We start from the raw sequence: 25030 nt of genomic DNA, 5'->3' as shown, positions 1-25030 counted from the left end.
AGATATCATGTATATCGGATCACACGTTTCAATGAAGGGAAAAGAGATGCTTCTAGGTGCTGCTCAAGAAGCAGCATCTTACGGAAGTAATATCTTTATGATTTACACTGGCGCGCCCCAAAACACGCGTCGAAAAGAAGTCTCTGAGTTTAGAATTGAAGAAGCAAAGACGTTTATGAAAGAGAACGGTATTGAATTTTTTACAGTTCATGCTCCTTACATTGTTAATCTTGCTAACACAACGAAGGAAGGTTACCATGACTTTGCGATGCAATTTTTACGAGAAGAAATTGAACGCGTAGAAGCTATTGGTGCCACTCAAATTACGATGCATCCAGGTGCGCATGTGGGCGCGGGTGCTGAAGTTGGAATTAAGCAAATTATCAACGGTCTAAATGGCGTTTTAACTGCAGAACAATCACCACAGATTGCTTTAGAGACGATGGCAGGTAAGGGGACGGAAATTGGTAGAAACTTTGAGGAATTAGCTGCCATTATTGATGGGGTTACTTTCAACGAGAAGTTATCAATTACCTTAGATACGTGTCACGTTTATGATGCGGGTTATGATCTTGTTAATGATTTAGATGGTGTATTGAACGAATTTGATAAAGTCATTGGCTTAGATCGATTAAAAGTCTTACATATCAATGATTCTAAAAATCCATTTAAGAGTTATAAAGATAGACACGCTAATATTGGTGAAGGATCTATTGGCTTTGATACGCTGAATGCAATTGTTCATCATCCACAACTGAGCCATATCCCTAAGATTCTTGAAACACCTTGGGTTCCAATTCCTGAGAAAGAAAAGGTTAAAGTAGCTCCTTATAAAGAGGAGATTGCTATGTTTAAAGCAAACACTTATAATCCGAATTTAATCACAGATATTTTAAGATAAATAAAAACACTAACGCATATTAAGCTCTTAGAGAGCCGAATATGTGTTAGTGTTTATTTTGTTATTAGATTCTTTGTGGTAAATTCATGACTTCCATGACGATACTCGCTGATTCTTCAATACTACGATCAGAAACATTAATAATCGGACAACCTAACTCTTCATATATATTATGAGCATATTCCAATTCTTCATTAACCCGTGCTTTAGAAGCGTATTTTGAACCCGTACCTATACCGTATTCTTTCATACGTGATTCTCGATGTTTATTAATGACACCAGAACTATTCGTTAAGCCGATAATTTTCTTCGAATCAATTTCATAAAGAATCGGTGTGACTTCCTTTTCAGGAATTAAAGGTAAATTTGCGACTTTATAGCCTAAAGTACCTAGATACATACTTAATGGTGTTTTACCGGTACGTGAAATACCTAGAATAACAATCTCAGCTTCACGTAAACCTTTAGGATCTTTACCATCATCATAAGCTAAACAGAATTCCATAGCGCGAATCCGATCGAAGTAATCCTCTGATAATTCATATTGAGCTCCACTAATTGCCGAAGGTTCAGTCTCAAGTCGACGCGCAATTTCTAAAGTGAATGGTTGGATTAAGTTATAACAAATCAAGCCGGTCTTGATGCAGTATTTTTCAGCAAATTTAGCTAATTCAGCATCGGCAATCGTCATAAAAACTAAGCCATCATGCTCATTTGCATCTTCTAGAATAGAATGTAGTGTTTCATGATTTGAAATAAATGTATATTTATGTGATACTGTAGTGATATTAGGGAACTGTGCAAAAGAGGCTTTTGCCACTTTTTGAGCAGTTTCTCCTATTGAATCTGATAAAATATAATAATGTAGTACTGTATTATCATTCATGTTAAAATGACCCCCTATAAGTTCTTACATCATAGCATATTTATATAAGGAGACGTCAAGTAATGACTTATGAAATTATAACCAAAGAAGAAGAAACTAAAATTAATGACGCTATTTTAAAATTAAAAGAATTTGGCTTTAAAAACACTAAAAAAAGACAAGAAATATTAACGCTCTTTGCGTGTAATGATCGTTACTTAAGTGCACAAACGGTTCATGAGAAGCTAACTGAAAATTATCCTACGATGAGTTACAACACAACGTACCGTAATGTATATGACTTTGTCGAAGCTGGTATTCTGGAAGCCACGGAATATAACCAAGAACAACATTTCCGTATGAATTGTTTAGACCACAATCACCATCATCATCATTTCATTTGCACAAATTGTGGAATGGCGATACCTTTAGAAACATGCCCGATGGATTTAATCAAAATGACGGATGCTTTAAAAGATGTTCAAATTGATACACATCGATTTGAAATATTTGGTTTATGTTCAACGTGCAAAGTGTAAATACTTAAATTAAATATTTTATCTAATAAACTTTTCGATAAATAGGATAAAAATCCTATATTTAATCGAATTTTTGAAAATAAATATACACTTTCTATGAAAAAACTTTCATTAAGACCTTGCAAAGACAAGGTTGTTTGATTATAATATTACAAGAACTTTATTATTTTTCATAAAAAATAGTAAGGTCAGAAAAGCTTGGGAGGAGGGGATTCATAATGTCTAAAACAGTAGTTCGTGATAACGAATCATTAGAAGACGCTCTTCGTCGCTTTAAGCGAGATGTTTCAAAAACAGGTACTTTAAGAGAAGCACGTAAACGTGAATTTTACGAAAAACCAAGTGTTAAACGTAAGAAAAAATCGGAAGCAGCTCGTAAAAGAAAATTCTAAATAACAGATAGGTGAGGCGAAATGTCACTAACTGAACGAATTAATCAAGACGTCAAGCAAGCGATGAAGGCTAGAGATAAAGAGACTTTAAAAGTATTACGTATGTTGAAGTCGGCATTACAAATGGAGCAATTAGAGCATTCTGAACCTTTAAATGAGGAGCAAGAAATTACGATAATTGCTCGCGAATTAAAGCAGCGTAAAGATTCTTTAGCTGAATTTGAAAAAGCTGGACGACAAGATTTAGTAGATGAAGTAACCGATGAAATTGTAGTAGTCGAACGTTACTTACCTAAACAATTATCAGAAGAAGAAATTGAAGTTGAAGTTCGAAAAGTAATGGACGAACTGAATGCAACTTCTAAATCTGACTTTGGTAAAGTTATGGGGAAAGCTATGGCCAACCTAAAAGGAAAAGCTGATGGTAACCTTGTAAAAGAAGTTACAAAGAATCTATTAGGTTAATCTTTTTAAACACCCGAAAGGGTGTTTTTATTTTTATACAAAAAGCTGCGAGTAAGAGAAATCTCACTCGCAGCTTTATTTATCTAGTATAGAAAATTATTTAGTAATTTCATAAGAATGAACAAGTGTTGTTTCACGGTTATCTAAATCTTCACCAACCACTTGATATAATTCATAAGTGACAGTTTCTGAAGTCACGTCTACAACAGAGTAGTGTTGGAAGTTTGATTCACGGGCATTTGAATGACCTTCTGCATAGAATGACGAAACGAATGGTTGTTCTTCTGTTAATAATAACTCGCGGAAGCTATTAATGTTTTCTTCAGTTAATTCATGACCGAATAAGTCTTCGTATGTTTCATGAATATCTTCGTTTTCTAAGATCCAATCAAAACTTTCAAGTTTATAAATCGTGTTATAAGTCTTAGTTCCTGCTGTACTTGGAATAAAGAAGACCGTTCCTTCAGGATTATTGAACGTTGTCACGTCCTCATTCGTTTCACCGGCAGTGGCTACTTCTGCATTCCCGAATGCTTCAGCATTATGAGTTAGTGCATGCGTCACAGTTAAGTTGTGATCGTGTCCATTAAAGACTAAATCAACATCATACTCATCTAGTAAAGCCATTAAATCATCACGAATTAATTGTACACTTTCATCTTCTAATGAATGATAAGATGAAGAGAATAGAGGGCGGTGATAGCTGACAAATACCCAGTCAATGTCTCCATTGTCCTTAGCTTCTTGAGCTTTTTGTAACTCTTCCTCAAACCACTCCATTTGGTTATCTAAGATTGCTGGTACTGCATCTTCGTCTGATTCATTTGCTTGTTCAGTGTTTAAGTTAATGAATTGTACACCGTTATAACGAGTTGAGTAAGCTGCACCTGAATCCATGCCTTCAACGGCATTGTCGGTATTAATATGATCTAAGAAGTTATCATTATCATGGTTACCGGTGATAAACATATGTGGCATTTCATTATTTAATGGTAATAATGCATCTAAAGTTAAGTCCCATTCTGTATCGTTCCAGTCATCATTAACCACAACACCTGTATGTAGAGCAAATTTTGCATCTTCTGCATTAGGGTTTTCTAACATTGATTGAATCGTAGAATTTGAATAATCAGCTTCTGAACGTTGGTTTTCTGATGAGAAAGCATTTTGAGTGTCAGTATAGTGAATGAATGAGAAATCTTCATTTGATTCGCTTGCTGTTGTAAATGTCGCTTCTTCAGATAATTCACCGTCTTTATTTCCAACTGCGTAGTGATATATAGTATTTGGATTTAATTCAGTCGCAGTCGCTTTATAGGCTGTTTCAGTAAAGCTAGGATAAGGTAAACCTAAAGAATAATTGTCAAACCCTTTGTCTAGCCATAATAAGTTGTCATTTGAGAATACTTCATCAGTATAGTATCCAATAACTTGATCTGGATTTTCAGCTGCAATCCATGGGTCATCATCGTCTGTCATTGGCTCATCTTCTTCCTCATCCCACATAATAGCATAAACGTAATGCCCGTCTTCTGTCATTTGGTTATAGAAAGCATCATCAATTTCAATGATTTCAGGATCTACTTCAGCAGCGTCATCCATCGATTGCCCATCTTCCCAAATGTATAACTTAGCGTTCTCATCTGCATCCGTTGTGTGCCATTGGAAATGCATTGATGTCGAAGGATCATCTGTTAAGTTCGTTGTAATTCTGTTTGGTGTATTATTCACAGGCGCCTCAGGATTAGCTGGATTTTCTTGAGTAACTTCTGCAGTTTCTCCACCAATCGTTACTGTCGTAATATTACCTTCATCGTCAAATTCAATGCCGTCTTCTGCAGTAATTGCGTCTTCTGAATATGCCTCATCATTCGCACGTTCCTCATTAGCGATATGTGTATCTTCAGTGATTGAACCTGTCGCTGTATCTTGTGCGTGAACATTAAATCCAACGCTTGATAACATAGTCGTTGCCAGTAAGGCAGATAAGACCATTTTTTTCAAAGATTTCATTTACATTCTCCTTAAACAATATTTTTGTTATTTCCATCACTAACTATACGATAGAAGTGTAAATTTCCTGTAAATATCGTGTAAATTAGATGTAAAGATGAAAAACATTGAAGTAACTTTGTTCTATCATACAATATCTAGAGGATTTTGATATAATCGGGTACTAAAGTTCATTTTTTTATGTATTTATGGTAATCTTATTTTAATTAAAGACAATGATAAAAGGAGCGTATTATTTGAGCGGAGCAGATGCATTTTCACAACAAGTTATTGTATCAAACCAAGATTGGTTATTAGCGATACTAGGGACACATGATAGGTATGTTCGATTACTCGAAGAGAACTTTGATATTCAGGTGAGTAATCGTGGCGAAGTCATAACAATATCAGGAAAAGAAGATGATGTTGAGATGACACGAGCAATCATGTTGAATTTAGTTGAGCTTTTAGAAAGAGGGATTACCCCTCGAACGATGGATATCATTACTGCTGTTAAGATGGCAAAAAATGGAACCATTGAATATTTCATTAACCTATTTGAAGAAGTCATCGGTCGAGCATATGACGGAACAGCGATTCGTGCGAAAAATTTTGGACAATTACAATATGTCAAAGCAGTTGAAACTCACGATGTGGTGTTTGGAATCGGGCCAGCAGGTACAGGGAAAACTTTCTTAGCGGTAGTTTTAGCAGTTCAAGCTATGAGAGAAGGCCGTGTTAAGAAAATCATTTTAACTCGTCCTGCCGTAGAAGCCGGAGAGAGCCTTGGATTTTTACCAGGCGACTTGAAAGAAAAAGTAGATCCATATCTGAGACCTGTTTACGATGCACTTTATGCTATTTTTGGGATGGAACATACAAATCGTTTGATGGAAAGAGGTATTATTGAAATTGCGCCTTTAGCATATATGCGTGGTCGTACATTAGATGACGCTTTTGTTATCTTAGATGAAGCTCAAAATACAACCATTGCACAAATGAAGATGTTCTTAACACGACTTGGCTTTGGTTCTAAGATGATTATTAACGGAGACCAAACTCAAATTGACTTACCAAAAGGTGTTAAATCAGGCTTAATTGATGCTGAGAGAAAATTAAATAAAATAAATAAAATTAAATTTAATTACTTTGATGAATTTGATGTTGTACGTCATCCAGTTGTAGCGGATATTATTAGAGCTTATTCTGAAGATTAATTTTATATAGAGGGGGAGTAAAATGAACCAGCAATTACGGAAACTACAGACGGTTTTAGGCACATTATTCATCCCTCTAATTATTTTGCTTATGTCTGTGTTGATATTTTTTATAGGTTTTACAGATGTGCAACCTGAACAATATAACTTTCGCATCAACCAAGTTGCGGAGAAAACAGTTCAAGCTCCTGTGACGATAGAAGATACTGAACAGACTGAGATTAATATGGAACGTGCACGCTCAAGCGTGCCAGACGCATATGTTTTTCAGCCTGCTATTCTTGATCAACAAGTGGAGCAGACTGAAGAGTTTTTTAATTTAATTTATTCTATTAGAGAGAATGAGTACTCAACTGTTGACATTAATGAGATGCTTGAAGATTCTGTATTAAGTGATCTGGTGGGTATCACCTCGATAGATAGTCAACGAGCTGAGACACAATCTGTTCCTTTTGGACAATTAGAAGCCACGGAACAGCTTGTTGTTTATAATCAAGCAATCTTAGCGAGTGAGAGTGATTCGGTCGAAGAATTAGATGAATCGTTATCAGTGGACTCTATTACTAGACTGTTAACAGTAAATAATGAAGATTTAAATCAAATGCAACAACAAATCAATGATTTACTTGCGAGTGTTTTAAGTAGTGAAATTGAATCGACTGATTTAAATCAAATTTTATCAGATGTGAATCAATATATTAGCGAATTGGATATAAACTCTGAAAATAAGGGCATTATCAGCGAATTAATGCAAGAATTGGTTGTGCCAACCGTAGTTTATAGTGAAAGCGAGACAGAAAAGCGTCGTGCAGAAGCAGAGAATGCTGTTCAACCGAGCTATATCTTACAAGGGCAAATAATCGTTCAAGAAGGGCACATTATTAACCAAACGACCTACAGACAATTAGATTTGCTTGGTTATCTAGATCGAGAGTCTAACAATGATTTATTAATTGCTTTTGCTGCAGTTATTATCATTCATGCAATCGCACTTGTTTACTATGTTGTAAAAGAGAAAGAAAATGCGCTATTGGACATTGAATTGGGTACACAAATCCTGGGTTATGGCTTACTCTTTACAGTAAGTTTTCTTGTCTTGAGAGTGTTGTATATATTGCAATTGAATGGGATTGATTACGCCATGTTATTTCTGCCAATCTATGTGATCCCAATGTTATTAAGACCAAGAACCAATATAAGATTAACCTTATTCTTTATGGGCTTTTTCAATTTACTTGCATTATTTATTTCTCATGACGGCGATAGTATGACTGTGACCTTTATGATTACAAGTTTTTATTTCTTTAGTTCTCTAATTTCATTAAGTTATCAATTACTAGTTAAGAATAAAAACTCTTTAAGGTACGGCTTCTTATATGCATTGGTCTTGCATTCTGTATTTGCCATGCCGGTTGTGTTGATGACGAACGTTTCATTAGTATCTGAAATTTCAGTTGTTATATTATCGTTTATATTATTTAATTTACTGATAGGCTTTGGTATTTATTTCTTTATTGAACCATATTGGCATAAACTTTTAAGCAGTAAAGCACCATTAACTTTAAACCAACTAGCGAATTTAACTCATCCGCTATTGAAAAGTATTGTAGAGAAAGCACCAGGCTCATATCACCATAGTATGATGGTAGCGAATATTTCAGCGAATGCTGCGGATGCTATCGGAGCAGATTCATTATTAGTAAGAATTGCATCGTATTACCATGATATTGGAAAGGTAAATCATCCATTGTTTTTCGTTGAGAATTTATCTGAAGGAATGGAGTCTCCACATTCAATGGTGACGGCTGAAGAGAGTGCTGCCATTATTATTGGGCATGTCACTGAAGGTGAAAAGATCTTACGAGAATATGATATGCCAGAAAGTGTTATAGATATTTGTATGCAACATCACGGAACCACTTTAGTAAGGTATTTTTATCATCAGGCTAAACGAACAAACAATCATGTGGACGAGGAAAAGTTCCGCTATCCTGGACCTAAGCCTCAAAGTAAAGAGGCGATGATTATCATGATTGCTGATTCAGTTGAAGCTGCTTCTAGAACAATTAAGGAACATACGCAAACGGCATTTGAAAATTTAGTTGATAATATTATTAATGGGAAATTGACTGAAGGACAATTTGAAGAGTGTCATATGACAGTCGCTGAATTAGAAAAAGTTAAAAAATCAATTGTACACACTATAGCAAGTACATTTCATACTCGGGTGGAGTATCCAGATTAAAAAACGGAGGACAACTTATGATTATAGATTTAATAGATGAAGATGGGTTACTAACTGAAGAACATACAGAGATGTTAAACCACATTATTACCCAAACAGCTCACAAACTTGGATTAGGCGAAGGTATCGAAGTCGATATCTCAATCGTATCTAATGATATTATTCATGAATTGAATAAAGAGTATCGTGGTATTGATCGCCCAACGGATGTATTAAGTTTTGCTTTAGAGGAAGACGTAGATGAGGCACCGAACTTCAACTTTGATTCATTTTCTGACATTGAAGGTGGCGGTGATGTGTCCAAACACTTAGGAGATATTATTATTTCTTTTGAAAAAACCGTTGAACAGGCTGAAGATTATGGACATTCAGTCGAAAGAGAATTAGCATTCTTAGCTGTCCATGGCTTCTTACATTTGAATGGATATGACCATCAAACCGAAGCTGACGAAAAAGAAATGTTCTCGTTACAAGAAGAGGTGCTAGAAGAAAATGGCTTTTCACGAGGGCAATAATAAATTTACGAAGTCTGTCTATCATGCAGTCCAAGGGATTATGGAGACAGTAAAAGTCGAAAGAAATATTAAAATCCATATGATTATTACAGCTCTAGTTATCATTGCAGGCTTTCTATTCAAGATTAATTTAGTTGAGTGGTTGAGTATCGTTATTTGCATTGGCTTAGTCATCGGTATGGAATTATTGAATACTTCCATCGAACATACAGTTGATTTAGCGTGTCAAAAGGAGTACCATCAACTAGCGAAAAAAGCAAAAGATGCATCCGCTGGCGCAGTATTAGTAGTTGCTACCATGTCGGTTGTTATTGGAATGATTATATTTATACCAAAAATTTGGAAGTTAATATTTATTAATTAAGGAGTGTTTATGGAAAATAACAAATTTAAATCAGGTTTTATTACCATTATTGGTAGACCAAATGTAGGGAAATCAACTTTATTAAACCGTTTTGTCGGACAAAAAGTAGCAATTATGTCTGATAAAGCGCAAACAACACGTAATCGAATTCAAGGGGTTGTGACTGATGAAGAAAGCCAAATTGTCTTCATAGATACACCGGGAATTCATAAACCAAAACATGCGTTAGGTGACTTTATGTTGAATGCAGCATACAGCGCACTTAAAGGGGTAGACGGAATCTTAGTAGTTGTGAATGCCTCCGAAAAAATCGGACCTGGGGACCGCTTGGTGATTGAACGCGTGAAACAAGCGAACATTCCTGTGTTCTTAGTTATTAATAAGATTGATCTAGTAACACCAGACGAATTATTACCAATCATTGATTCGTACCGTCAAGAACATGATTTTGATGAAATCTTCCCAATCAGTGCCACAGAAGGTAATAATGTTGATGCGCTAGTTAAAGGAATTAAAGAAATTATTCCAGAAGGACCTCAATATTATCCAGCTGACCAAGTGATGGATCACCCAGAATACTTTATAGTCGCTGAATTTATTCGTGAGAAAATATTAGAATTAACGCGCGAAGAAATTCCGCATTCGGTTGCGGTTCAAGTTGAGAGTATGAGACGTAACGAAGATGATAAGATTGAGATTCAAGCAGCTATTATTGTAGAACGCAGTTCTCAAAAAGGAATTATTATCGGAGCCCAAGGATCAATGATTAAAAAAATTGGTCAACGCGCTCGTCGAGATATTGAAATTCTATTAGGAGATAAAGTTTATCTTGATTTATGGGTGAAAGTTCAAAAGAATTGGCGCGATCGTCGTACTCAATTGAATGACTTTGGTTATCAACCAGATAATTATTAAATGACAGAGGTGATTAGTTGAATGAACGGTTTGAAGGGATTGTTTTGTTTCAAAGAAAGCATCGGGAACATGATGCGCTCGTAAAGATTTTTACAGAAGATTATGGAACAAAAATGTTCTTTGTAAGAGGCTTACAAAAACCTAATCATCGCTTAACTAGTCAACTGATACCACTCACAGTGAACCACTATATTGGTAACATAAATGAAGAAGGCTTATCTTTTCTAAAAGAAGCGAATACGATTGAAATTCATCGAAAAATTCAAACGGACTATATGAAACAAGCATATTCAAGTTATGTGACCCAATTAGTAGATGCAGCGATTAATGACAACACACCAGATCAAGCATTATATGAGATGCTAAAGAAAGCATTGGAACTAATGAATAGCGATGTCTCTTACGAAGCGATTACGATCAGCATGGAGATTAAGTTATTACGGTATTTTGGTTTTGACATACATTTTGATCGGTGTCGCATCTGTGGCACAACGGTACAGCCCTTTGATTTCAGTATGAAATTACAAGGGGTGTTATGTCAGAAACACTTTCATGAAGATCCATTTCGTATGCATATTGCGCCTAAGGCAATGTTTATTGCAAGTCGACTTGATTTAGCTAGTTTACATCAGATTAATAGTATTCAGGTTAGTCAGGAGACAATCCAAGAATTACGTCGATTAATGGATGAAATTTATAAAGAATTTGTCGGTATTAACTTGAAGAGCAAGAGTTATTTAAATAATTTGGACACTTTAAGTGCTTCCATGGAAGATGTCATCAGAAAACGACACAAATCTGATTGAGAATTTGAGTGAATTGTAGTATGATGTTCTATGTATTAAGGTGAATAAATAAGATAGTAAAGCGAGTCTAGGAGAGTGAAAGCTAGACCAAATCGAAGGCAACCTTAAAAGTGTTTTTTAATTGAATCGTTTGACATAAGTGCAAGTTAACGCTTGAATTAGGGTGGAACCGCGAATTTACTTCGTCCCTATGATTTAGATTTTTATCTAATCATAGGGGCAGTTTTTTTATTTTACAGAAAAGAGGAATTATCAATGGCAAAGACAATTCAAGAAATGATATTAACATTACAACAATTTTGGGCAGAACAAGGGTGTTTAATTTTACAAAGTTATGACACTGAAAAAGGGGCAGGGACAATGAGCCCGTATACTTTCTTACGTGCAATCGGACCTGAGCCTTGGAATGCAGCGTATGTTGAACCATCAAGACGTCCAGCTGATGGGCGTTATGGTGAAAACCCAAACCGTTTATATCAACATCATCAATTTCAAGTTGTGATGAAACCATCTCCGACAAATATTCAAGAATTATACTTAGATAGCTTAGTGGCTTTAGGGATTGACCCACTTGCGCATGACATTCGTTTTGTTGAAGATAACTGGGAAAACCCATCATTAGGCTGTGCAGGATTAGGATGGGAAGTATGGATTGATGGAATGGAAATTACACAATTTACTTACTTCCAACAAGTAGGTGGTTTAAAAGTAGACCCAGTAACAAGTGAATTAACATATGGATTAGAGCGTTTAGCCATGTATATTCTAGATGTGGATAATGTTTATGATTTAGAATGGGCTCCGGGAGTGAAATATGGTGAAATATTTAAACAACCTGAACGTGAACACTCGACTTACTCATTTGATTTAAGTAATACAGAAATGCTTTTCACTCAATTTAATGCATTTGAAAAAGAAGCAATGAATTTAATTGATAATGGACTGTCACATCCAGCTTATGATTACATCTTAAAATGTTCGCACACATTCAATTTACTTGATGCACGCGGAGTAATTTCTCAATCAGACCGTGCTGGGTATTTAGGTAGAATTAGAAAAATGGCTCGCTCTGTTGCACAAGCATTTGTTAATGAGCGTGAAGAGCTTGGCTTCCCATTATTAAACAAAGACAAAGCGTAAAGGAGCAATTGAAATGACAAAAGATTATTTATTAGAAGTTGGTATGGAAGAAATACCTGCTCGTTTTTTAACTGAATTAAGCGACCAATTAAAAGATAAAGTCGAGCAGTTTTTAACTGATAACCGATTAACTTATGATGATGCAGTTGCTTATTCAACACCAAGACGCTTAGCTGTGATTGTTAAAGGAATTGCGGAACGTCAAGAAGACGTGTCTGAGAAAGTTAAAGGACCTGCATTACGCATTGCTCAAGACGACGCAGGTGCATGGAGTAAGGCAGCACAAGGTTTTGTTCGCGGACAAAAATTAACTGTCGACGACATTTTTGTTGAACAAATTAAAGATGAAGACTATATCTTCGTTAATAAACATACAGAAGGCTTATCAGCTAAAGAGGTATTAGCGAATATGGCTGATGTATTAAACGCGATGACATTCCCAGTTAGTATGACTTGGAATTCATTCCATAAAAGCTTTATCCGTCCAGTACACTGGATTGTGTCATTACTAGATGATGAAGTCGTACCATTTAGCTTTATTAATATCGAAGCAAGTAATACATCAATAGGTCACCGTTCCCTAGGTGGCAAGACAGAAATTACGTCTCCTGATACTTATGTAGAAAAACTAAGAGATGAATTTGTAATTGTTGATACAAATGAAAGAAAAGATATTATTATCAAACAAATTGAACAAATCGCTTCAGATAACACTTGGAATGTCCCAATGACAGAAGATTTATTAGATGAAGTAACGGCTTTAGTTGAGTGGCCAACAGCTTTCTTTGGACAATTTGAAGATGAATATTTAGAAATTCCACAAATTGTTTTAATCACTGCGATGAGAGACCATCAAAGATATTTCTACGCTTTAGATCAAGAAACTGATAAGCTGTTACCTTATTTCATCTCAGTTCGTAATGGTGACGCCAATCACATTGAAAATGTTATCAAAGGAAATAAAAAAGTGTTGAAAGCTCGTTTAGAAGATGCTTTATTCTTCTATCATGAAGATATGACACATGATTTAGCTTTCTTTACAGAGAAGTTAGAATCAGTTAAAGAACATTTCAAACTAGGTACATTAGCTGATAAACAAAAACGTGTGGAACTCATCATTCAAAAATTAGCTGAAACGATCAATGAACCTGAAGCGGGTGCCATTGCAAGTGAAGCAAGTAAAATTTACAAATTTGATTTAATGACCCAAGTAGTAAACGAATTTGATGAGTTACAAGGTCAGATGGGCGAAATTTACGCGAAGAAATTTGGTCTTTCAGATGAGATTGCTCATACAATTAGCCAACAATACATGCCAACAAGCAGTGGTGGAGAATTACCTGAAACTTTATCCGGAGCAATGCTTGCTTTTGCTGATAAATTTGATACACTATTAAACTACTTTAACATCGGATTAATCCCAACAGGATCAAACGATCCTTATGCACTTCGCCGTCAAGCGATGGGAATGGTAGAAATCAGTGAGAAATATGATTGGAACTTTGATATGCATGAATTTGTTAAAGTTGTGATTAAAGATATGGATGTTACCGAAGAAGATTTAATTGAATCATTTATTGATTTTATTAAATTACGTATTCAACAATTTCTTGAGAAAGAAGCGATTGATTATGATATCATTCAAGCAGAGCTTAATGGACGTCATGCTAATGTGTATGCAGGTGTGAACTTTGCTAGAGGCATTCAAAAACTTAAGAATGACTCTCCAGAAGAGTATCGTAACTTAGTTGAATCTTTAACACGTGTTGTCAATTTAGGTGTGAAGGAAAATTCAGACGGCTTATTCGAAGAAACGAAAGCTCAAACTGAATCGGAACAAAAATTATTCGATATGTTAAAATCAGATTTCTCTACGAACAGAGATAAAGCATTAGAAATGTTCGTTAAATTGTCAGATCCAATTGCAGATTACTTCAATAACAATATGGTAAATGACGATAATGAAGCAATTAGAGAAAACAGATTGAAAACGATGAAATTTATTACGGATAAAGTATTGAAATTTATAGACCCAAGAGAATTAAACAGTAAGTTTTAGAAAATTACACAGATAAAGAAAGGAGTGATGTCAAATGTCAACATTTTTAGATCATGCTAAAGTAGAAGTCAAAGCAGGCAAGGGTGGCGATGGAATGGTCGCTTTCCGTAGAGAGAAATACGTTCCAGATGGTGGACCAGCCGGCGGAGATGGAGGTCAAGGAGGGGATGTTATCTTCATCGTTGATGAAGGATTAAGAACCTTAATGGATTTCCGTTACAACCGTCATTTTAAAGCCAAAAATGGTGAAAATGGAATGAGTAAGAGTAAATACGGAGCCGGAGCAGAGGATTTAATTATTAAAGTTCCACCTGGAACGATTGTCCGTGAAGCTAAAACTGGTCAATTCATGGCCGATTTAGTTGATAATGGTCAAAAATTCACTGTTGCTAAAGGAGGACGTGGTGGTCGCGGGAACATTCGTTTTGCGACGCATAAAAACCCTGCACCCTCTATTGCAGAAAATGGTGAGCCCGGTGAAGAATTAGAATTAGAACTTGAACTAAAAGTTCTTGCAGATGTTGCTTTAATTGGTTACCCAAGTGTTGGTAAATCAACGTTGCTATCACTAATTAGTAATGCAAAACCAAAGATAGCTGACTATCAATTTACAACGTTAGTTCCGAACTTAGGTGTTGTACAATTGCGAAACCAGCAAGAGTTTGTTGTCGCAGATATGCCAGGTTTAATTGAAGGAGCTTCTGAAGGTGTAGGTTTAGGAATTCAATTCTTACGCCACATCGAAAGAACAAAAATAATGTTACACGTTATTGATATGGGAGCTGTACATGGTCGAGATCCTTTTGTTGATTTCACTGATATTATGGATGAATTAGAAGCATATAACGAAAGATTATTACTGAGACCGATGGTGATTGTCGCTAATAAAATGGACGAAGCGATCTCAGAAGAAAATCTTGAAATATTTGAAGAAAAACTAAATGCATATTACGGCGAACGTGATTTAGATGTTCCAGAGATTTATCCTATCAGCTCATGGCAAAATCAAGGGGTAGATCAGTTAATCAAGAAAACAGCTTCACTTGTTCAAAACGAAGAATTTATTCCACTTGAAGAAGAAGTTGAAGTCGAAGAAGCTTATTATACTTTAGAGCAAGAAGAAGCGCCTTTCGAAGTCGAACAAGTCGAAGAAGGCTTCTACCGTATTACGGGTGCTCAAATCGAAAAATTATTTGCGATGACGAATATGGCACATGATGAAAGTATTGCTCGTTTCCAAAGACAAATGCGTGGTATGGGAATTGATCAAGCTCTTCGTGATATTGGAGCTCAGACAGGAGATATTGTTGAGTTATCAACATTCCAGTTTGAGTTTATGGATTAGGTGATAGCATGTCACAAGAAACTAAGTCCAAAAAAAGATTAGATATCTTTGATGGTCTTAAAGGGCTATCAATTATCACAATTATTGTGTATTATTTTTTCCAGCATATTTTACCCGGTGGATTTTTAGCGGTAAATATGTTCTTGTTAATCGCTGGTTTTTTTAACTTTAGACACTTTGTTAGTGCTAGTCAAAAAGGAATTAAAATAAATTACTTAACCTTTTATAAAAAAAGGTTAAGTCGATTGTTTTTCCCAATGTTAGCCATGATTATAACAGCAAGTTCTTTTATCTTGTTATTTTCAAGAGGGTCTTTATTTAACCTTAGAAATATGGCTTTATCAGGACTTGCTTTCTTTAATAACTATTATCAAATCTTGAATGAACAGTCTTATTTCGTTCAGGCTGCAAACCCAAGTGCCTTTACGCACTTATGGTATGTCGGAATTTTAGGTCAGTTAATATTACTTACACCCGTAATAATATTGCTATTATATTCTTGGCATAAGAAACAAACAACAACCGTGAATATGTTACTCATTGTTACTGTTGTATCAGCATTTTTAATGGGTTATTTATATAAAGATGGTGAAGACCCTACACGTATTTATTATAGTGTATTTACACGGGCGTTTTCTTATACAGCAGGTGGGGTTGTCGGTTTAATATTACCGATGAATCTTACTGCGAAGCCAATTAAAGGTAAAATTAATTGGATTTTTAATGGTATAGGGACGTTAATTATGGTCTTGATGTTCTTTATGTGTAAATTTATGTACGGAACACAACCCTTTGCTTATCGCTTTGGGATGAGTTTATTCACGCTTTTAAGTGCATTATTTATTCTTGTTTCCATTCACCCAAGTACGATTTGGAACAAGATATTAAGTTTTCCACTGCTTACCTTTATTGGTAAACGTAGTTATTCTTATTATTTATGGTTTTATCCTGTTTATTTAATTATTCCTAATATGATGCAAAATTTAGGTTTACCATCATGGGCAAACTATACAATTCAGTTTTTAATTATCGCGATACTTGCTGAAATTAGTTACCGATTATTTGAGCAAGTGACTATTAGTTTACCACTTGGACAAGACTTTAATCTTAAGAAAACACGTCACCAATTAAAATATTTAAGATCTCATAAAGGGACTCTTTTAAACGTTAAAGTGATTACAGGTGCTTATATTGTGATTTTCGTCATTGGTACGATTGGAATTTTTGCTGCACCTGAAGAAAGAGCTCAAACGGCAGAAGAATTGCAAACGATTATTGAAACGAACTCCCAAATAGCCGAAGATACACAGACAGAAGATACTGAAAATGTGAAAGTAGTTAACAATATTGAAGGCCTCGGCCAACAAGAAATGCTTTATGCCAATGGACTAGATATTACCTTTGTAGGAGACTCTACTTTATTAGCAGCAACAAAACAAATTCAAAATGCCTTCCCGAAAGCGGTCATTAACGGTGAAGTCGGACGTCAACTGTATAATAGTGTGTCGGTTGTTAATAGTTTAGATCAAAGTGGACTTTTGAAACCAACAGTTGTTACAATGATGGGATCAAATGGAACCTTTACAGCAGGTCAAATTAATGACTACATTGAAGCGATTGGGCCAGAACATGATATTTTCTTTGTAACATCAGATACAAAGCGTTCATGGGTGTCTGACGCTAACAAACAATTATTAGCAGCAGCTCAGCGATTTGGTAATGTTCATATTATTGATTGGGCAAGTTACTCAAACGACCAAGTCGGCTGGCAAAGAGAAGACGGTGCGCATCCAACTGAAGAAGGAGCACACGAATTATCAGTCTTTATTGCTAATGAAATATATCGTCAAAGATAAAAAATTAGTTAATTGAGGAGTGTTGGTGGGGAGATTAACTCACTAACACTCTTTTAATGTTTAATAAAATAAATGTAAAGTAATTCTCAAAAATATGTAGTAAAATATAATGTATTAAGGAAAGGTAGTGACTATGGAAATATTATTTTTAGGAACTGGCGCTGGCGTTCCATCAAAAAGTCGTAATGTAAGTTCTTTAGTGTTAAAACTATTGAATGAATTGAATGAAACTTGGCTATTTGATTGTGGAGAAGGAACTCAACATCAAATATTAAAAACAACATTGAAACCAGGAAAGGTCAAAAATATATTTATTACTCATATGCATGGGGATCATATATTCGGCTTACCAGGATTTTTAAGTAGTCGTTCGTTCCAAGGCGGTGATAACCAACCTATTACCATCTACGGACCTCCTGGGATTGAACAATACATTAATGCTTCATTGAAATATTCAAAATCAAATTTACTTTATAAAGTAAATATAGTTGAACTAGATCCAAAGGGTGGAGAAATTCAATTAAATAAAGGCTGGAAAGTTAAATACTTACCTCTACAACATAATATTCTATCATTTGGTTATAGAATTGAAGAACCGAAATCCGATGGTGTGTTATTGGTTGATAAACTTAAAGAATACAATATTCCAAACGGACCGATATTTGGGAAGTTAAAAAATGGAAAAACAGTCACTTTAGAAGATGGTACTGAACTTGATGGGAAAGATTTTGTCGGGGAAGCCCAACCAGGTAAAGTCATTGCAATTATAGGAGATACGAGACCCAATGCAAACATCGGGAAATTAGCCGAAGAAGCTGATGTCCTTGTTCATGAAGGGACACATGCAAAAGGTGAGAACAAGATGGCGAATCGTTATTTCCATTCTACAGTTGAACAAGCAGCACAAGTTGCTAAACAATCAAAGGTTAAGCAATTATATTTAAATCACATTAGCTCAAGATATTTAGGGGCAGATGTGAAACAATTAGAAAAAGATGCGCGCTCAATATTCAAACAAACGAAAATTGCTTATGATTTAAATGAATTTGAAATATAATTGAAAGGATGAGATTATGTTTCTGAAAAACAAAGTCGTATTACTTACGGGCGCTTCAAGTGGTATCGGTAAAGCGATTGCCATTGAAGTAGCCAAAAAAGGCGGTAATCTTGTATTAGTATCTCGAAGAGAAGAAGTACTCAATGAATTGGCAGACAAACTGAAGCAAGAATACGAAATAGACACACTTGTGTTAGCGAAAGATTTATCTGAGGCTAAAGAAATTGAAGAAACCGTTGAAGAAACAATCAATGCCTTTGGTCATATAGATTATTTAATCAATTCAAGTGGTATGGGTATATTTAAAAAAGCAGTGGATTTCACTTCTAAAGAAATTGATCAGCTCTTTAAAATCAATACTTATGCGATGATCTATCTATCACAATTGGTCGCAAGGGAAATGATTATTAAAAATACAACTGGACATATTTTATTCATCTCTTCCATAGCTGGTAAAATAGCCACACCAAGTTCAAGTGTTTATTCGGCATCGAAGTTTGCAGTGATAGGCTATGCGAATAGTTTAAGATTGGAATTAAAGCGGTTTGGTATTGATGTGACAATAATTAATCCTGGACCTGTCAAAACGGACTTTTTCAATCATGATTCAAATTCTAAAGAATATTATGACCGTATTAAAGCATTTGCATTAAATCCACAAAAGTTAGCTAAAGATGTGACTAAACATTTAAAACCATCACGTCGCAAAAGAGAGTTAAATCGTCCCCGTTATTATCATTTTATTGATATACTATATAAAGTGTTTCCAAGTATTGGAGATAAATTAGCAGGAGAAATGTTAAATTTCAAGGAGGATAATTAGATGAAAGAACAATGGAAAGTTATTGCGATTATTATGTTACTAATCTTAGTAGTCGTTTTTGCATTACAAAATACAAATGTTGTTGGAATTGATTTCTTTTTCACTCAATTTGAAGTATCACTTGTCTTAGTTGTATTATTCAGTATTTTGGTTGGAGTTATCATTGGAATGATTGCATCAATGTCTGCGATTCAATCAAACAGAAAGAAAAATAAAGAATTAGAAAAACAATTATCAAAAGAGAAACATAATCACTCAAATACTGCGATTGAAAAAGATGCAACAATTGCTGAATTACGCAGTAAGGTCGAAGAACAAGAGCGTGTTTCACGTAATACAATTTCTGTAGAAACAGAAGAAAAACCAGAATTAAATGAAGATGTAGCAACTGATACAACAGAGGAAGTGTAATATTCGTGAAGTTCAATATGGCACAGTTTGATTGGCAAATCAGACCAGAGTTTAATAGAGACGCTTCTAAAAGTATTTTAGACAATAATGAATCTACATTTAGTTCAACTTTTTTACGCCTATGTTCAATTAGAGGCATCACAAGTTCTGAAGAGTTAATTGAGAAAACAAATCAAAAACCTCAACTTTATCATGATCCTTTTCTACTATTTGAGATGGACAAAACAATCGAACGCATTCAAAAAGCGATTGAAGAATTTGAACCAATCTTAATCTATGGAGATTATGATGCAGACGGTATTACTAGCACATTGGTAATGTATGAGACTTTAGAGACTATTGGAGCCAACGTCCATTACTATTTACCAAACCGCTTAACAGACGGTTATGGGCCAAATAAAGCACGTTGGAGTGAGTTGGTTAACGAATTAGATATCCGATTAATCATAACCGTCGATAACGGTGTTGCTGGCTTTGTAGCTGTGGATGCAATGAATGATATAGGTGTGGATTGTATTATTACCGATCACCATGAATTGCAAAGTGAATTACCGAATGCATTCTCAATTATTCATCCAAAACATCCATCAGGTCAATATCCTTTCCCAGAATTAAGTGGGGCGGGAGTTGCTTTGAAAGTAGTTAGTGCATTATTAGGTGAAGTTCCGACAGAAGCTGTTGAATTGGCAGCAATCGGTACGGTTGCAGATATGGTGTCTTTAACGGATGAAAATCGAACGATTGTATTAAGTGGATTGACTCTAATTAAAGACTCGATGCGCGTTGGTTTACAATTATTATTACAAAATGAAAAAGTTAATTTAGATAACTTAACGAGTGAGACGATTGGCTTTATTATTGGTCCACGTTTAAATGCAGTTGGTCGATTAGGAGATCCGACGCCGGGCTTAGAGTTATTGAAAACTTTAGATATTTCTGAAGCGGAATCGTTATTAGAAATAGTGAATGAAAAAAATCGTGAAAGAAAATCTATCACCGAAAACATCACTATAGAAATCGAAAATCGTATGGCTCAGTATGACTCGATTCCAAATATTATTATTGAAGCAGATAAAGATTGGCCTGCCGGAGTCTTGGGGATTGCTGCAAGTCGTTTGGTTAAAAAATACCAAAGACCAGCGATTGTCTTCCAATACATAGAAGAGAAAAAGCAATATAAAGGAAGTTCAAGAAGTGTCTCTAAGATAAATATCTTCGAAGAACTCGTTAAACAAAATGAGTACCTGACTCACTTCGGTGGACATAGTCAAGCAGCAGGGTTAACGATTGATGAAGAGAATTGGGAAGACTTTAAACAAAGCATTCACAAAAGTTTTGAGCACTATACTGAATTACTAAACGAACCTGAGCCAATTGTGATTGATATGCCGTTAAGCGTGAATGAAATGACGATTGACTTTATTAATGAAGTGAATTTATTAGGACCTTTCGGTACGGATAATCCTAAACCGCAATTTATGGTCAAGGATGCTCATATTAATACAATCAGATTTATTGGTGCAGATAAAAATCATGTCAAGCTAGCCCTTAAACAAACGAATAGCCAAGCCGAATTACAAGCCATAGGCTTTGGTAAGGCAGAGCAAGCTGAAGGGTTAGAGAACGGCAGTGTTGTGTCTGTCGTCGGTGAGTTAGATATTAACGAATGGAATGGGAATCGTCTTCCACAGTTAATGCTGAAAGATATGGGTGTCAATGGTTCTCAATGGTTAGATTATCGCTCAAGTAAGATTCATAAAGATTTGTTAAGTATAGACAAAGCCTTATATGTATTCTCCCATCAACCAATTGCAGATTATATGACCAAGCAATTGAATGGTGCACCCGTTGTATTATATGAGAATGTCTCTGAAGTTAATTTAGCCCAATATAATAACCTCATCGTAATGGAACCACCCATTCAATTACAACAACTGAAAGAGATAGTGAATGCGCAAGCTTGGTCGAAAGTCTATCTAGGATCATTTGTTCAGGAATCGAAATATATGGCAGGCATTCCTACTCGAGAAGAATTTATTAATCTGTATAAATATGTCTTTGCCAAGCAAGAATTCAGATATAAGACAGAATTCGAAAGTATAACAAAATCATTAAATTTACACCCTGTAAAATTAAAAGGGATGTTTTTGATGTTTTTGGAAGCAGAATTTGTTACAATTAAGAATGGTCGGTTAGAGTTTAATAAAGATGCAACAAATAATAAAATTGATTTACCTCATTTAAAGACATTTATTCAATATGAAAGTGAATATAAGTCAGAGGCTTTATTAAATTATCAGCCGTTAGACGCTATTAAAGATTATTTTGAAGGGAATTAAATAACTAAATGAACTTAAACGATTATATTGCTTCAATCGAAGATTATCCAAAGGAAGGTGTAACGTTTCGCGATATTACACCATTAATGGCAAATGGACCTGCTTTTGCGCAAGCAACACAAGAAATTGTGGACTATGCAAGAGAAGTAGGGGCTGAAGTTGCTGTTGGACCTGAAGCGCGTGGGTTTATCGTGGGATGTCCTGTTGCTTACGCAATGGAAATTGGCTTTGCGCCAGTTCGTAAAAAAGGGAAATTACCTCGTGAAATCATTGAAGTAGAATACGAACTTGAATATGGTACTGACGTATTAACGATGCATAAAGATGCAATTACACCTGGTCAAAAAGTTGTCATTATCGATGATTTATTAGCAACAGGTGGTACGGTTAAAGCTACAATCGACTTAGTTGAAAAACTAGGTGGAGAAGTTGTAGGAATTGCATTCTTAATTGAATTGAAAGAATTAAACGGTAGAGAAAAAATTGAAGGTTATAACTATAAAGCTTTAATGCAATACTAATACCTACTCTTTATTTTAAAATTCAAAAAAATCCGAACTCTACTATAGTGTTCGGATTTCGTTTTAATTAATATATTTTAAATCTAAAATTCACGGTATAAGCTAATAACTTTACCTAATATTTGGACTGAGTTTAAAATAATGTCATCCATAGCGTCATTTTCGGGACGTAAAATATAGTGATCAGACTGTTTGTAAAAAGTCTTACAAGTTGCTTCGTCATCATCAGTCAAAGCGACAACGATATCACCATTATTAGCAGAAGGTTGGCGACGAACTGTAATTAAATCACCATTGAAGATACCGGCATTGATCATACTTTCACCGTCAATTTGGAGCATGAATAAATCATTGCTATCAAAATGTTCTAAATTAGGTGGAATTGGATAATAATCAACGGCCTCTTCAATTGCTAAGATAGGCGCACCGGCAGCAACGCGACCAAGTAAAGGGATATCCTTTCTTGAAATACCCAAAGCTTCAAGCGCAATTGGCGTCAGTTCTAACGCACGTGTCTTACTCGCGTCACGGACTAAGTAACCTTTGCCTTCTAATCGAGAAAGATGACCATGAACAGTAGATGTCGAAGCTAATCCAACTTCTGCTCCAATTTCTCTGACAGTTGGCGGGTATCCATTAGAGTCAATTGCTTTATATATACAATCAAGTATATTTAATTGTTTTGCTGATATTGATTTCATAATTTCAACTCTTTCGTTTTTATTGTTTTTAGTATAGCATTTATAATAACGCTTAGCAAACAAATGTTCGTAGTAAAGGAGTGATTATATGTTAAGTAAGGATAAGATCAAACGCATCAACGAATTGTCTAAAAAGAACAAAGCAGGGACAATCACTGAAGAAGAATCGATTGAAAGAAAAAACCTGCACAAAGAATACATTCAAAGTATGAGAGATAGCATTGGTGCTCAAATTGAGGGAATTAAAGTCGTTGATCCTGAAGGGGAAGACTTAACTCCTAATAAAGTTAAAGAGATTCAAAAAGAACGTGGCTTACATAATAGAGACAACGAATAATTTTCTCTAGTCAACACAATGATTATTTAGTATTATTGTATTACATGAAGTTTAGAAGAGAGGTGTAGTTAAATGGCAACTTGGATATGGTTAGTTATCGTATTTATTGCATTAATTATTGGTTTTGTCGCTGGTTTCTTCCTATCAAGAAAGTATATGATGGATTACTTTAAGGAAAATCCACCGATCGACGAGAGAATGATTTCTCAAATGATGGCCCAAATGGGTCAAAAACCATCTAAAAAGAAAGTTCAACAAATTATGAACTCAATGAAACAGCGTTAATATAATGCTAGTAGGGGTTATCCGATTTTTTCGGATGGCTCCTGTTTTTTATTTTTTTAGATGGAATTAAACCTAAGGCAACAAAGTAGCAGCAAAAATATATTTTGATTTTGAAGCCAGTCTAATTAATCATGCATGACAATTTTAAAAGTGGTATAATACTTGGACTGTTCTCAATAGATAAGGTGCAAAAGATTTGCTTCAGTAAATTGGCTATGGTATGTTTTATGCTACTAATAGCGGTTGTATCAAGGCTTTTTTAGTTAAAAGTTAAGTTTTTGAGAAGAAAATGATAGCTTTATTTTGAGAGGCAAGGGGTATGACGCGTCTCTCTTTTTTATATTTTAGGATGGGGTGAATTGTATGGATATGTTTGGAAAACTGGGTTGGTTTTTTAAACATTTGATTTGTCAAATTAAGCTAGACAAAACTGCTTCATCTAAGTAACTCAAAAATACTTCCAACGGTGTTCGGTAGTGTAAGGATTTCCGTGGAATCGTGTTCCGTTTGTGTGCAATCGATGACACAAAGCTTTGGTCTACTTGATTAAAGTCCATTCCTTTTGGCAGTCCGTCTCTGCGTAATAAACCATTGGAATTCTCATTCAAAGCTCGCTGCGAGGGCGTTCCTGGATCGGCAAAATAAATATCAATGTCATGTTGATTACTTAATGCTTTCCAATTGGAAAATTCCTTACCACAATCAAACGTCATCGACTTAAAGAAATGTCGAGGAATCGATTCCAGCCATTGGTTCATCCTCTGTTCAATGTCACTGGCTTTGCGGCCATCCGGTTTCAAAGTGATGATGATCTTGGAAAGACGCTCTACTAGCGTGATAACAGCACTCTTGTGGTGAACACCCACAATGGTATCTCCTTCGAGATGACCGAATTCTTCGGTGAACGCTGGATAGTCTACCTCTCTTTCCACGATATTTC

25 protein-coding genes are annotated in these 25030 nt (G+C 35.2%); 21 read left to right on the top strand and 4 right to left on the bottom strand.

All coding sequences use genetic code 11. From position 1 onward, the window contains the following. Window positions 1-7: 7 nt before the first annotated feature. Window positions 8-901 carry a deoxyribonuclease IV gene (locus tag ACEN31_RS02165; RefSeq protein ID WP_138403940.1) on the top strand — a complete coding sequence of 298 codons (894 nt, stop codon included), beginning with the start codon at window positions 8-10 and terminating at the stop codon, window positions 899-901. Window positions 902-965: 64 nt separating this feature from the next. Here ACEN31_RS02165 and ACEN31_RS02160 read toward each other — a convergent pair whose 3' ends face one another. Then, window positions 966-1787 (bottom strand): pyruvate, water dikinase regulatory protein, encoded by an 822-nt coding sequence (locus ACEN31_RS02160; protein WP_407108488.1) that lies wholly within the window; start codon window positions 1785-1787, stop codon window positions 966-968. Between the two features lie 62 nt (window positions 1788-1849). Between ACEN31_RS02160 and ACEN31_RS02155 the strand changes: the two genes are divergently transcribed. The 3 genes from ACEN31_RS02155 (at window position 1850) to ACEN31_RS02145 (ending at window position 3162) form a co-directional block, all read left to right on the top strand. After that, the gene (locus ACEN31_RS02155; RefSeq protein WP_407108487.1) at window positions 1850-2305 is read left to right on the top strand and encodes a Fur family transcriptional regulator; all 456 of its coding nucleotides are present in this window, start codon (window positions 1850-1852) and stop codon (window positions 2303-2305) included. A 218-nt stretch (window positions 2306-2523) separates the two neighbouring features. Beyond that, window positions 2524-2697 carry a 30S ribosomal protein S21 gene (gene rpsU / locus ACEN31_RS02150; protein ID WP_138403937.1) on the top strand — a complete coding sequence of 58 codons (174 nt, stop codon included), beginning with the start codon at window positions 2524-2526 and terminating at the stop codon, window positions 2695-2697. Window positions 2698-2718: 21 nt separating this feature from the next. Continuing rightward, window positions 2719-3162, top strand: a complete 444-nt coding sequence (locus ACEN31_RS02145) for a GatB/YqeY domain-containing protein (RefSeq protein ID WP_138403936.1) — start codon at window positions 2719-2721, stop codon at window positions 3160-3162. Window positions 3163-3258: 96 nt separating this feature from the next. Here the strand turns inward: ACEN31_RS02145 and ACEN31_RS02140 are convergent, their stop codons facing one another. Next, window positions 3259-5175: a metallophosphoesterase gene (locus tag ACEN31_RS02140; RefSeq protein WP_407108486.1), complete on the bottom strand. Its 1917-nt coding sequence runs from the start codon at window positions 5173-5175 to the stop codon at window positions 3259-3261. A 236-nt stretch (window positions 5176-5411) separates the two neighbouring features. Here ACEN31_RS02140 and ACEN31_RS02135 point away from each other — a divergent pair, with 236 nt between their 5' ends. From ACEN31_RS02135 to ACEN31_RS02065, 15 genes are all read left to right on the top strand, one after another. Next, window positions 5412-6371, top strand: coding sequence for a PhoH family protein (locus ACEN31_RS02135; RefSeq protein WP_407108485.1), 960 nt, complete (start codon window positions 5412-5414; stop codon window positions 6369-6371). A gap of 22 nt (window positions 6372-6393) precedes the next feature. Beyond that, the gene (locus ACEN31_RS02130; protein ID WP_407108484.1) at window positions 6394-8616 is read left to right on the top strand and encodes an HD family phosphohydrolase; all 2223 of its coding nucleotides are present in this window, start codon (window positions 6394-6396) and stop codon (window positions 8614-8616) included. Between the two features lie 17 nt (window positions 8617-8633). Continuing rightward, on the top strand, window positions 8634-9131 hold the full coding sequence (ybeY, locus tag ACEN31_RS02125) for an rRNA maturation RNase YbeY (RefSeq protein WP_407108483.1): 498 nt from the start codon (window positions 8634-8636) through the stop codon (window positions 9129-9131). Beyond that, window positions 9109-9495 (top strand): diacylglycerol kinase family protein, encoded by a 387-nt coding sequence (locus ACEN31_RS02120; RefSeq protein ID WP_138403931.1) that lies wholly within the window; start codon window positions 9109-9111, stop codon window positions 9493-9495. The genes ybeY and ACEN31_RS02120 overlap by 23 nt, the downstream gene beginning before the upstream one ends. A 9-nt stretch (window positions 9496-9504) precedes the next feature. Further along, the gene (gene era / locus ACEN31_RS02115; protein ID WP_407108482.1) at window positions 9505-10410 is read left to right on the top strand and encodes a GTPase Era; all 906 of its coding nucleotides are present in this window, start codon (window positions 9505-9507) and stop codon (window positions 10408-10410) included. 17 nt (window positions 10411-10427) lie between these two features. Then, window positions 10428-11216: a DNA repair protein RecO gene (gene recO / locus ACEN31_RS02110; RefSeq protein WP_197104002.1), complete on the top strand. Its 789-nt coding sequence runs from the start codon at window positions 10428-10430 to the stop codon at window positions 11214-11216. Window positions 11217-11471: 255 nt separating this feature from the next. Further along, window positions 11472-12356, top strand: coding sequence for a glycine--tRNA ligase subunit alpha (glyQ, locus tag ACEN31_RS02105; RefSeq protein WP_138403928.1), 885 nt, complete (start codon window positions 11472-11474; stop codon window positions 12354-12356). A gap of 13 nt (window positions 12357-12369) precedes the next feature. Beyond that, window positions 12370-14415 carry a glycine--tRNA ligase subunit beta gene (gene glyS / locus ACEN31_RS02100; RefSeq protein ID WP_407108481.1) on the top strand — a complete coding sequence of 682 codons (2046 nt, stop codon included), beginning with the start codon at window positions 12370-12372 and terminating at the stop codon, window positions 14413-14415. 34 nt (window positions 14416-14449) lie between these two features. After that, window positions 14450-15760 (top strand): GTPase ObgE, encoded by a 1311-nt coding sequence (gene obgE / locus ACEN31_RS02095; protein ID WP_407108480.1) that lies wholly within the window; start codon window positions 14450-14452, stop codon window positions 15758-15760. Between the two features lie 8 nt (window positions 15761-15768). Then, window positions 15769-17616, top strand: coding sequence for an acyltransferase family protein (locus ACEN31_RS02090; RefSeq protein ID WP_407108479.1), 1848 nt, complete (start codon window positions 15769-15771; stop codon window positions 17614-17616). Window positions 17617-17749: 133 nt separating this feature from the next. Continuing rightward, on the top strand, window positions 17750-18673 hold the full coding sequence (gene rnz, locus ACEN31_RS02085; RefSeq protein ID WP_338488635.1) for a ribonuclease Z: 924 nt from the start codon (window positions 17750-17752) through the stop codon (window positions 18671-18673). A gap of 16 nt (window positions 18674-18689) precedes the next feature. After that, entirely contained in the window at window positions 18690-19496 is an 807-nt protein-coding gene (locus ACEN31_RS02080) for an SDR family NAD(P)-dependent oxidoreductase (RefSeq protein ID WP_407108478.1), read from the top strand. Then, entirely contained in the window at window positions 19497-19907 is a 411-nt protein-coding gene (locus ACEN31_RS02075; RefSeq protein WP_197104007.1) for a lipopolysaccharide assembly LapA domain-containing protein, read from the top strand. A 17-nt stretch (window positions 19908-19924) separates the two neighbouring features. Continuing rightward, on the top strand, window positions 19925-22246 hold the full coding sequence (gene recJ / locus ACEN31_RS02070; RefSeq protein WP_407108477.1) for a single-stranded-DNA-specific exonuclease RecJ: 2322 nt from the start codon (window positions 19925-19927) through the stop codon (window positions 22244-22246). 8 nt (window positions 22247-22254) lie between these two features. Next, window positions 22255-22767 (top strand): adenine phosphoribosyltransferase, encoded by a 513-nt coding sequence (locus ACEN31_RS02065; protein ID WP_138403920.1) that lies wholly within the window; start codon window positions 22255-22257, stop codon window positions 22765-22767. 83 nt (window positions 22768-22850) lie between these two features. On the opposite strand, the gene lexA is transcribed toward ACEN31_RS02065, so the two are convergent. Next, window positions 22851-23468, bottom strand: a complete 618-nt coding sequence (gene lexA / locus ACEN31_RS02060; RefSeq protein WP_197104009.1) for a transcriptional repressor LexA — start codon at window positions 23466-23468, stop codon at window positions 22851-22853. Window positions 23469-23556: 88 nt separating this feature from the next. Between lexA and ACEN31_RS02055 the strand changes: the two genes are divergently transcribed. Both ACEN31_RS02055 and ACEN31_RS02050 read left to right on the top strand, forming a co-directional pair. Beyond that, window positions 23557-23805 carry a DUF896 domain-containing protein gene (locus tag ACEN31_RS02055; RefSeq protein ID WP_197104010.1) on the top strand — a complete coding sequence of 83 codons (249 nt, stop codon included), beginning with the start codon at window positions 23557-23559 and terminating at the stop codon, window positions 23803-23805. Between the two features lie 72 nt (window positions 23806-23877). Further along, entirely contained in the window at window positions 23878-24090 is a 213-nt protein-coding gene (locus ACEN31_RS02050; RefSeq protein ID WP_138403917.1) for a YneF family protein, read from the top strand. A 410-nt stretch (window positions 24091-24500) separates the two neighbouring features. On the opposite strand, the gene ACEN31_RS02045 is transcribed toward ACEN31_RS02050, so the two are convergent. Next, window positions 24501-25030: IS30 family transposase (locus ACEN31_RS02045; protein WP_407101443.1), on the bottom strand; the 530-nt coding region annotated here is incomplete at its 5' end.

This window comes from Ruoffia sp. FAM 26255 (assembly GCF_045528525.1).
Taxonomy (GTDB): Bacteria; Bacillota; Bacilli; order Lactobacillales; family Aerococcaceae; genus Ruoffia; species Ruoffia tabacinasalis.
Note: the sequence above shows the minus strand (reverse complement) of the source record. Positions and strands in the feature narration are given on the sequence as shown.

Coding starts and splice junctions, on each gene's coding strand:
- rpsU (WP_138403937.1), top strand. CDS start 2,524: ATGTCTAAAACAGTAGTTCGTGATAACGAATCATTAGAAGACGCTCTT.
- ybeY (WP_407108483.1), top strand. CDS start 8,634: ATGATTATAGATTTAATAGATGAAGATGGGTTACTAACTGAAGAACAT.
- ACEN31_RS02055 (WP_197104010.1), top strand. CDS start 23,557: ATGTTAAGTAAGGATAAGATCAAACGCATCAACGAATTGTCTAAAAAG.
- ACEN31_RS02065 (WP_138403920.1), top strand. CDS start 22,255: ATGAACTTAAACGATTATATTGCTTCAATCGAAGATTATCCAAAGGAA.
- ACEN31_RS02160 (WP_407108488.1), bottom strand. CDS start 1,787: ATGAATGATAATACAGTACTACATTATTATATTTTATCAGATTCAATA.
- ACEN31_RS02090 (WP_407108479.1), top strand. CDS start 15,769: ATGTCACAAGAAACTAAGTCCAAAAAAAGATTAGATATCTTTGATGGT.
- ACEN31_RS02140 (WP_407108486.1), bottom strand. CDS start 5,175: ATGAAATCTTTGAAAAAAATGGTCTTATCTGCCTTACTGGCAACGACT.
- obgE (WP_407108480.1), top strand. CDS start 14,450: ATGTCAACATTTTTAGATCATGCTAAAGTAGAAGTCAAAGCAGGCAAG.
- ACEN31_RS02075 (WP_197104007.1), top strand. CDS start 19,497: ATGAAAGAACAATGGAAAGTTATTGCGATTATTATGTTACTAATCTTA.
- ACEN31_RS02120 (WP_138403931.1), top strand. CDS start 9,109: ATGGCTTTTCACGAGGGCAATAATAAATTTACGAAGTCTGTCTATCAT.
- rnz (WP_338488635.1), top strand. CDS start 17,750: ATGGAAATATTATTTTTAGGAACTGGCGCTGGCGTTCCATCAAAAAGT.
- lexA (WP_197104009.1), bottom strand. CDS start 23,468: ATGAAATCAATATCAGCAAAACAATTAAATATACTTGATTGTATATAT.
- era (WP_407108482.1), top strand. CDS start 9,505: ATGGAAAATAACAAATTTAAATCAGGTTTTATTACCATTATTGGTAGA.
- glyS (WP_407108481.1), top strand. CDS start 12,370: ATGACAAAAGATTATTTATTAGAAGTTGGTATGGAAGAAATACCTGCT.
- ACEN31_RS02080 (WP_407108478.1), top strand. CDS start 18,690: ATGTTTCTGAAAAACAAAGTCGTATTACTTACGGGCGCTTCAAGTGGT.
- ACEN31_RS02155 (WP_407108487.1), top strand. CDS start 1,850: ATGACTTATGAAATTATAACCAAAGAAGAAGAAACTAAAATTAATGAC.
- ACEN31_RS02145 (WP_138403936.1), top strand. CDS start 2,719: ATGTCACTAACTGAACGAATTAATCAAGACGTCAAGCAAGCGATGAAG.
- ACEN31_RS02130 (WP_407108484.1), top strand. CDS start 6,394: ATGAACCAGCAATTACGGAAACTACAGACGGTTTTAGGCACATTATTC.
- glyQ (WP_138403928.1), top strand. CDS start 11,472: ATGGCAAAGACAATTCAAGAAATGATATTAACATTACAACAATTTTGG.
- recJ (WP_407108477.1), top strand. CDS start 19,925: ATGGCACAGTTTGATTGGCAAATCAGACCAGAGTTTAATAGAGACGCT.
- ACEN31_RS02050 (WP_138403917.1), top strand. CDS start 23,878: ATGGCAACTTGGATATGGTTAGTTATCGTATTTATTGCATTAATTATT.
- ACEN31_RS02165 (WP_138403940.1), top strand. CDS start 8: ATGTATATCGGATCACACGTTTCAATGAAGGGAAAAGAGATGCTTCTA.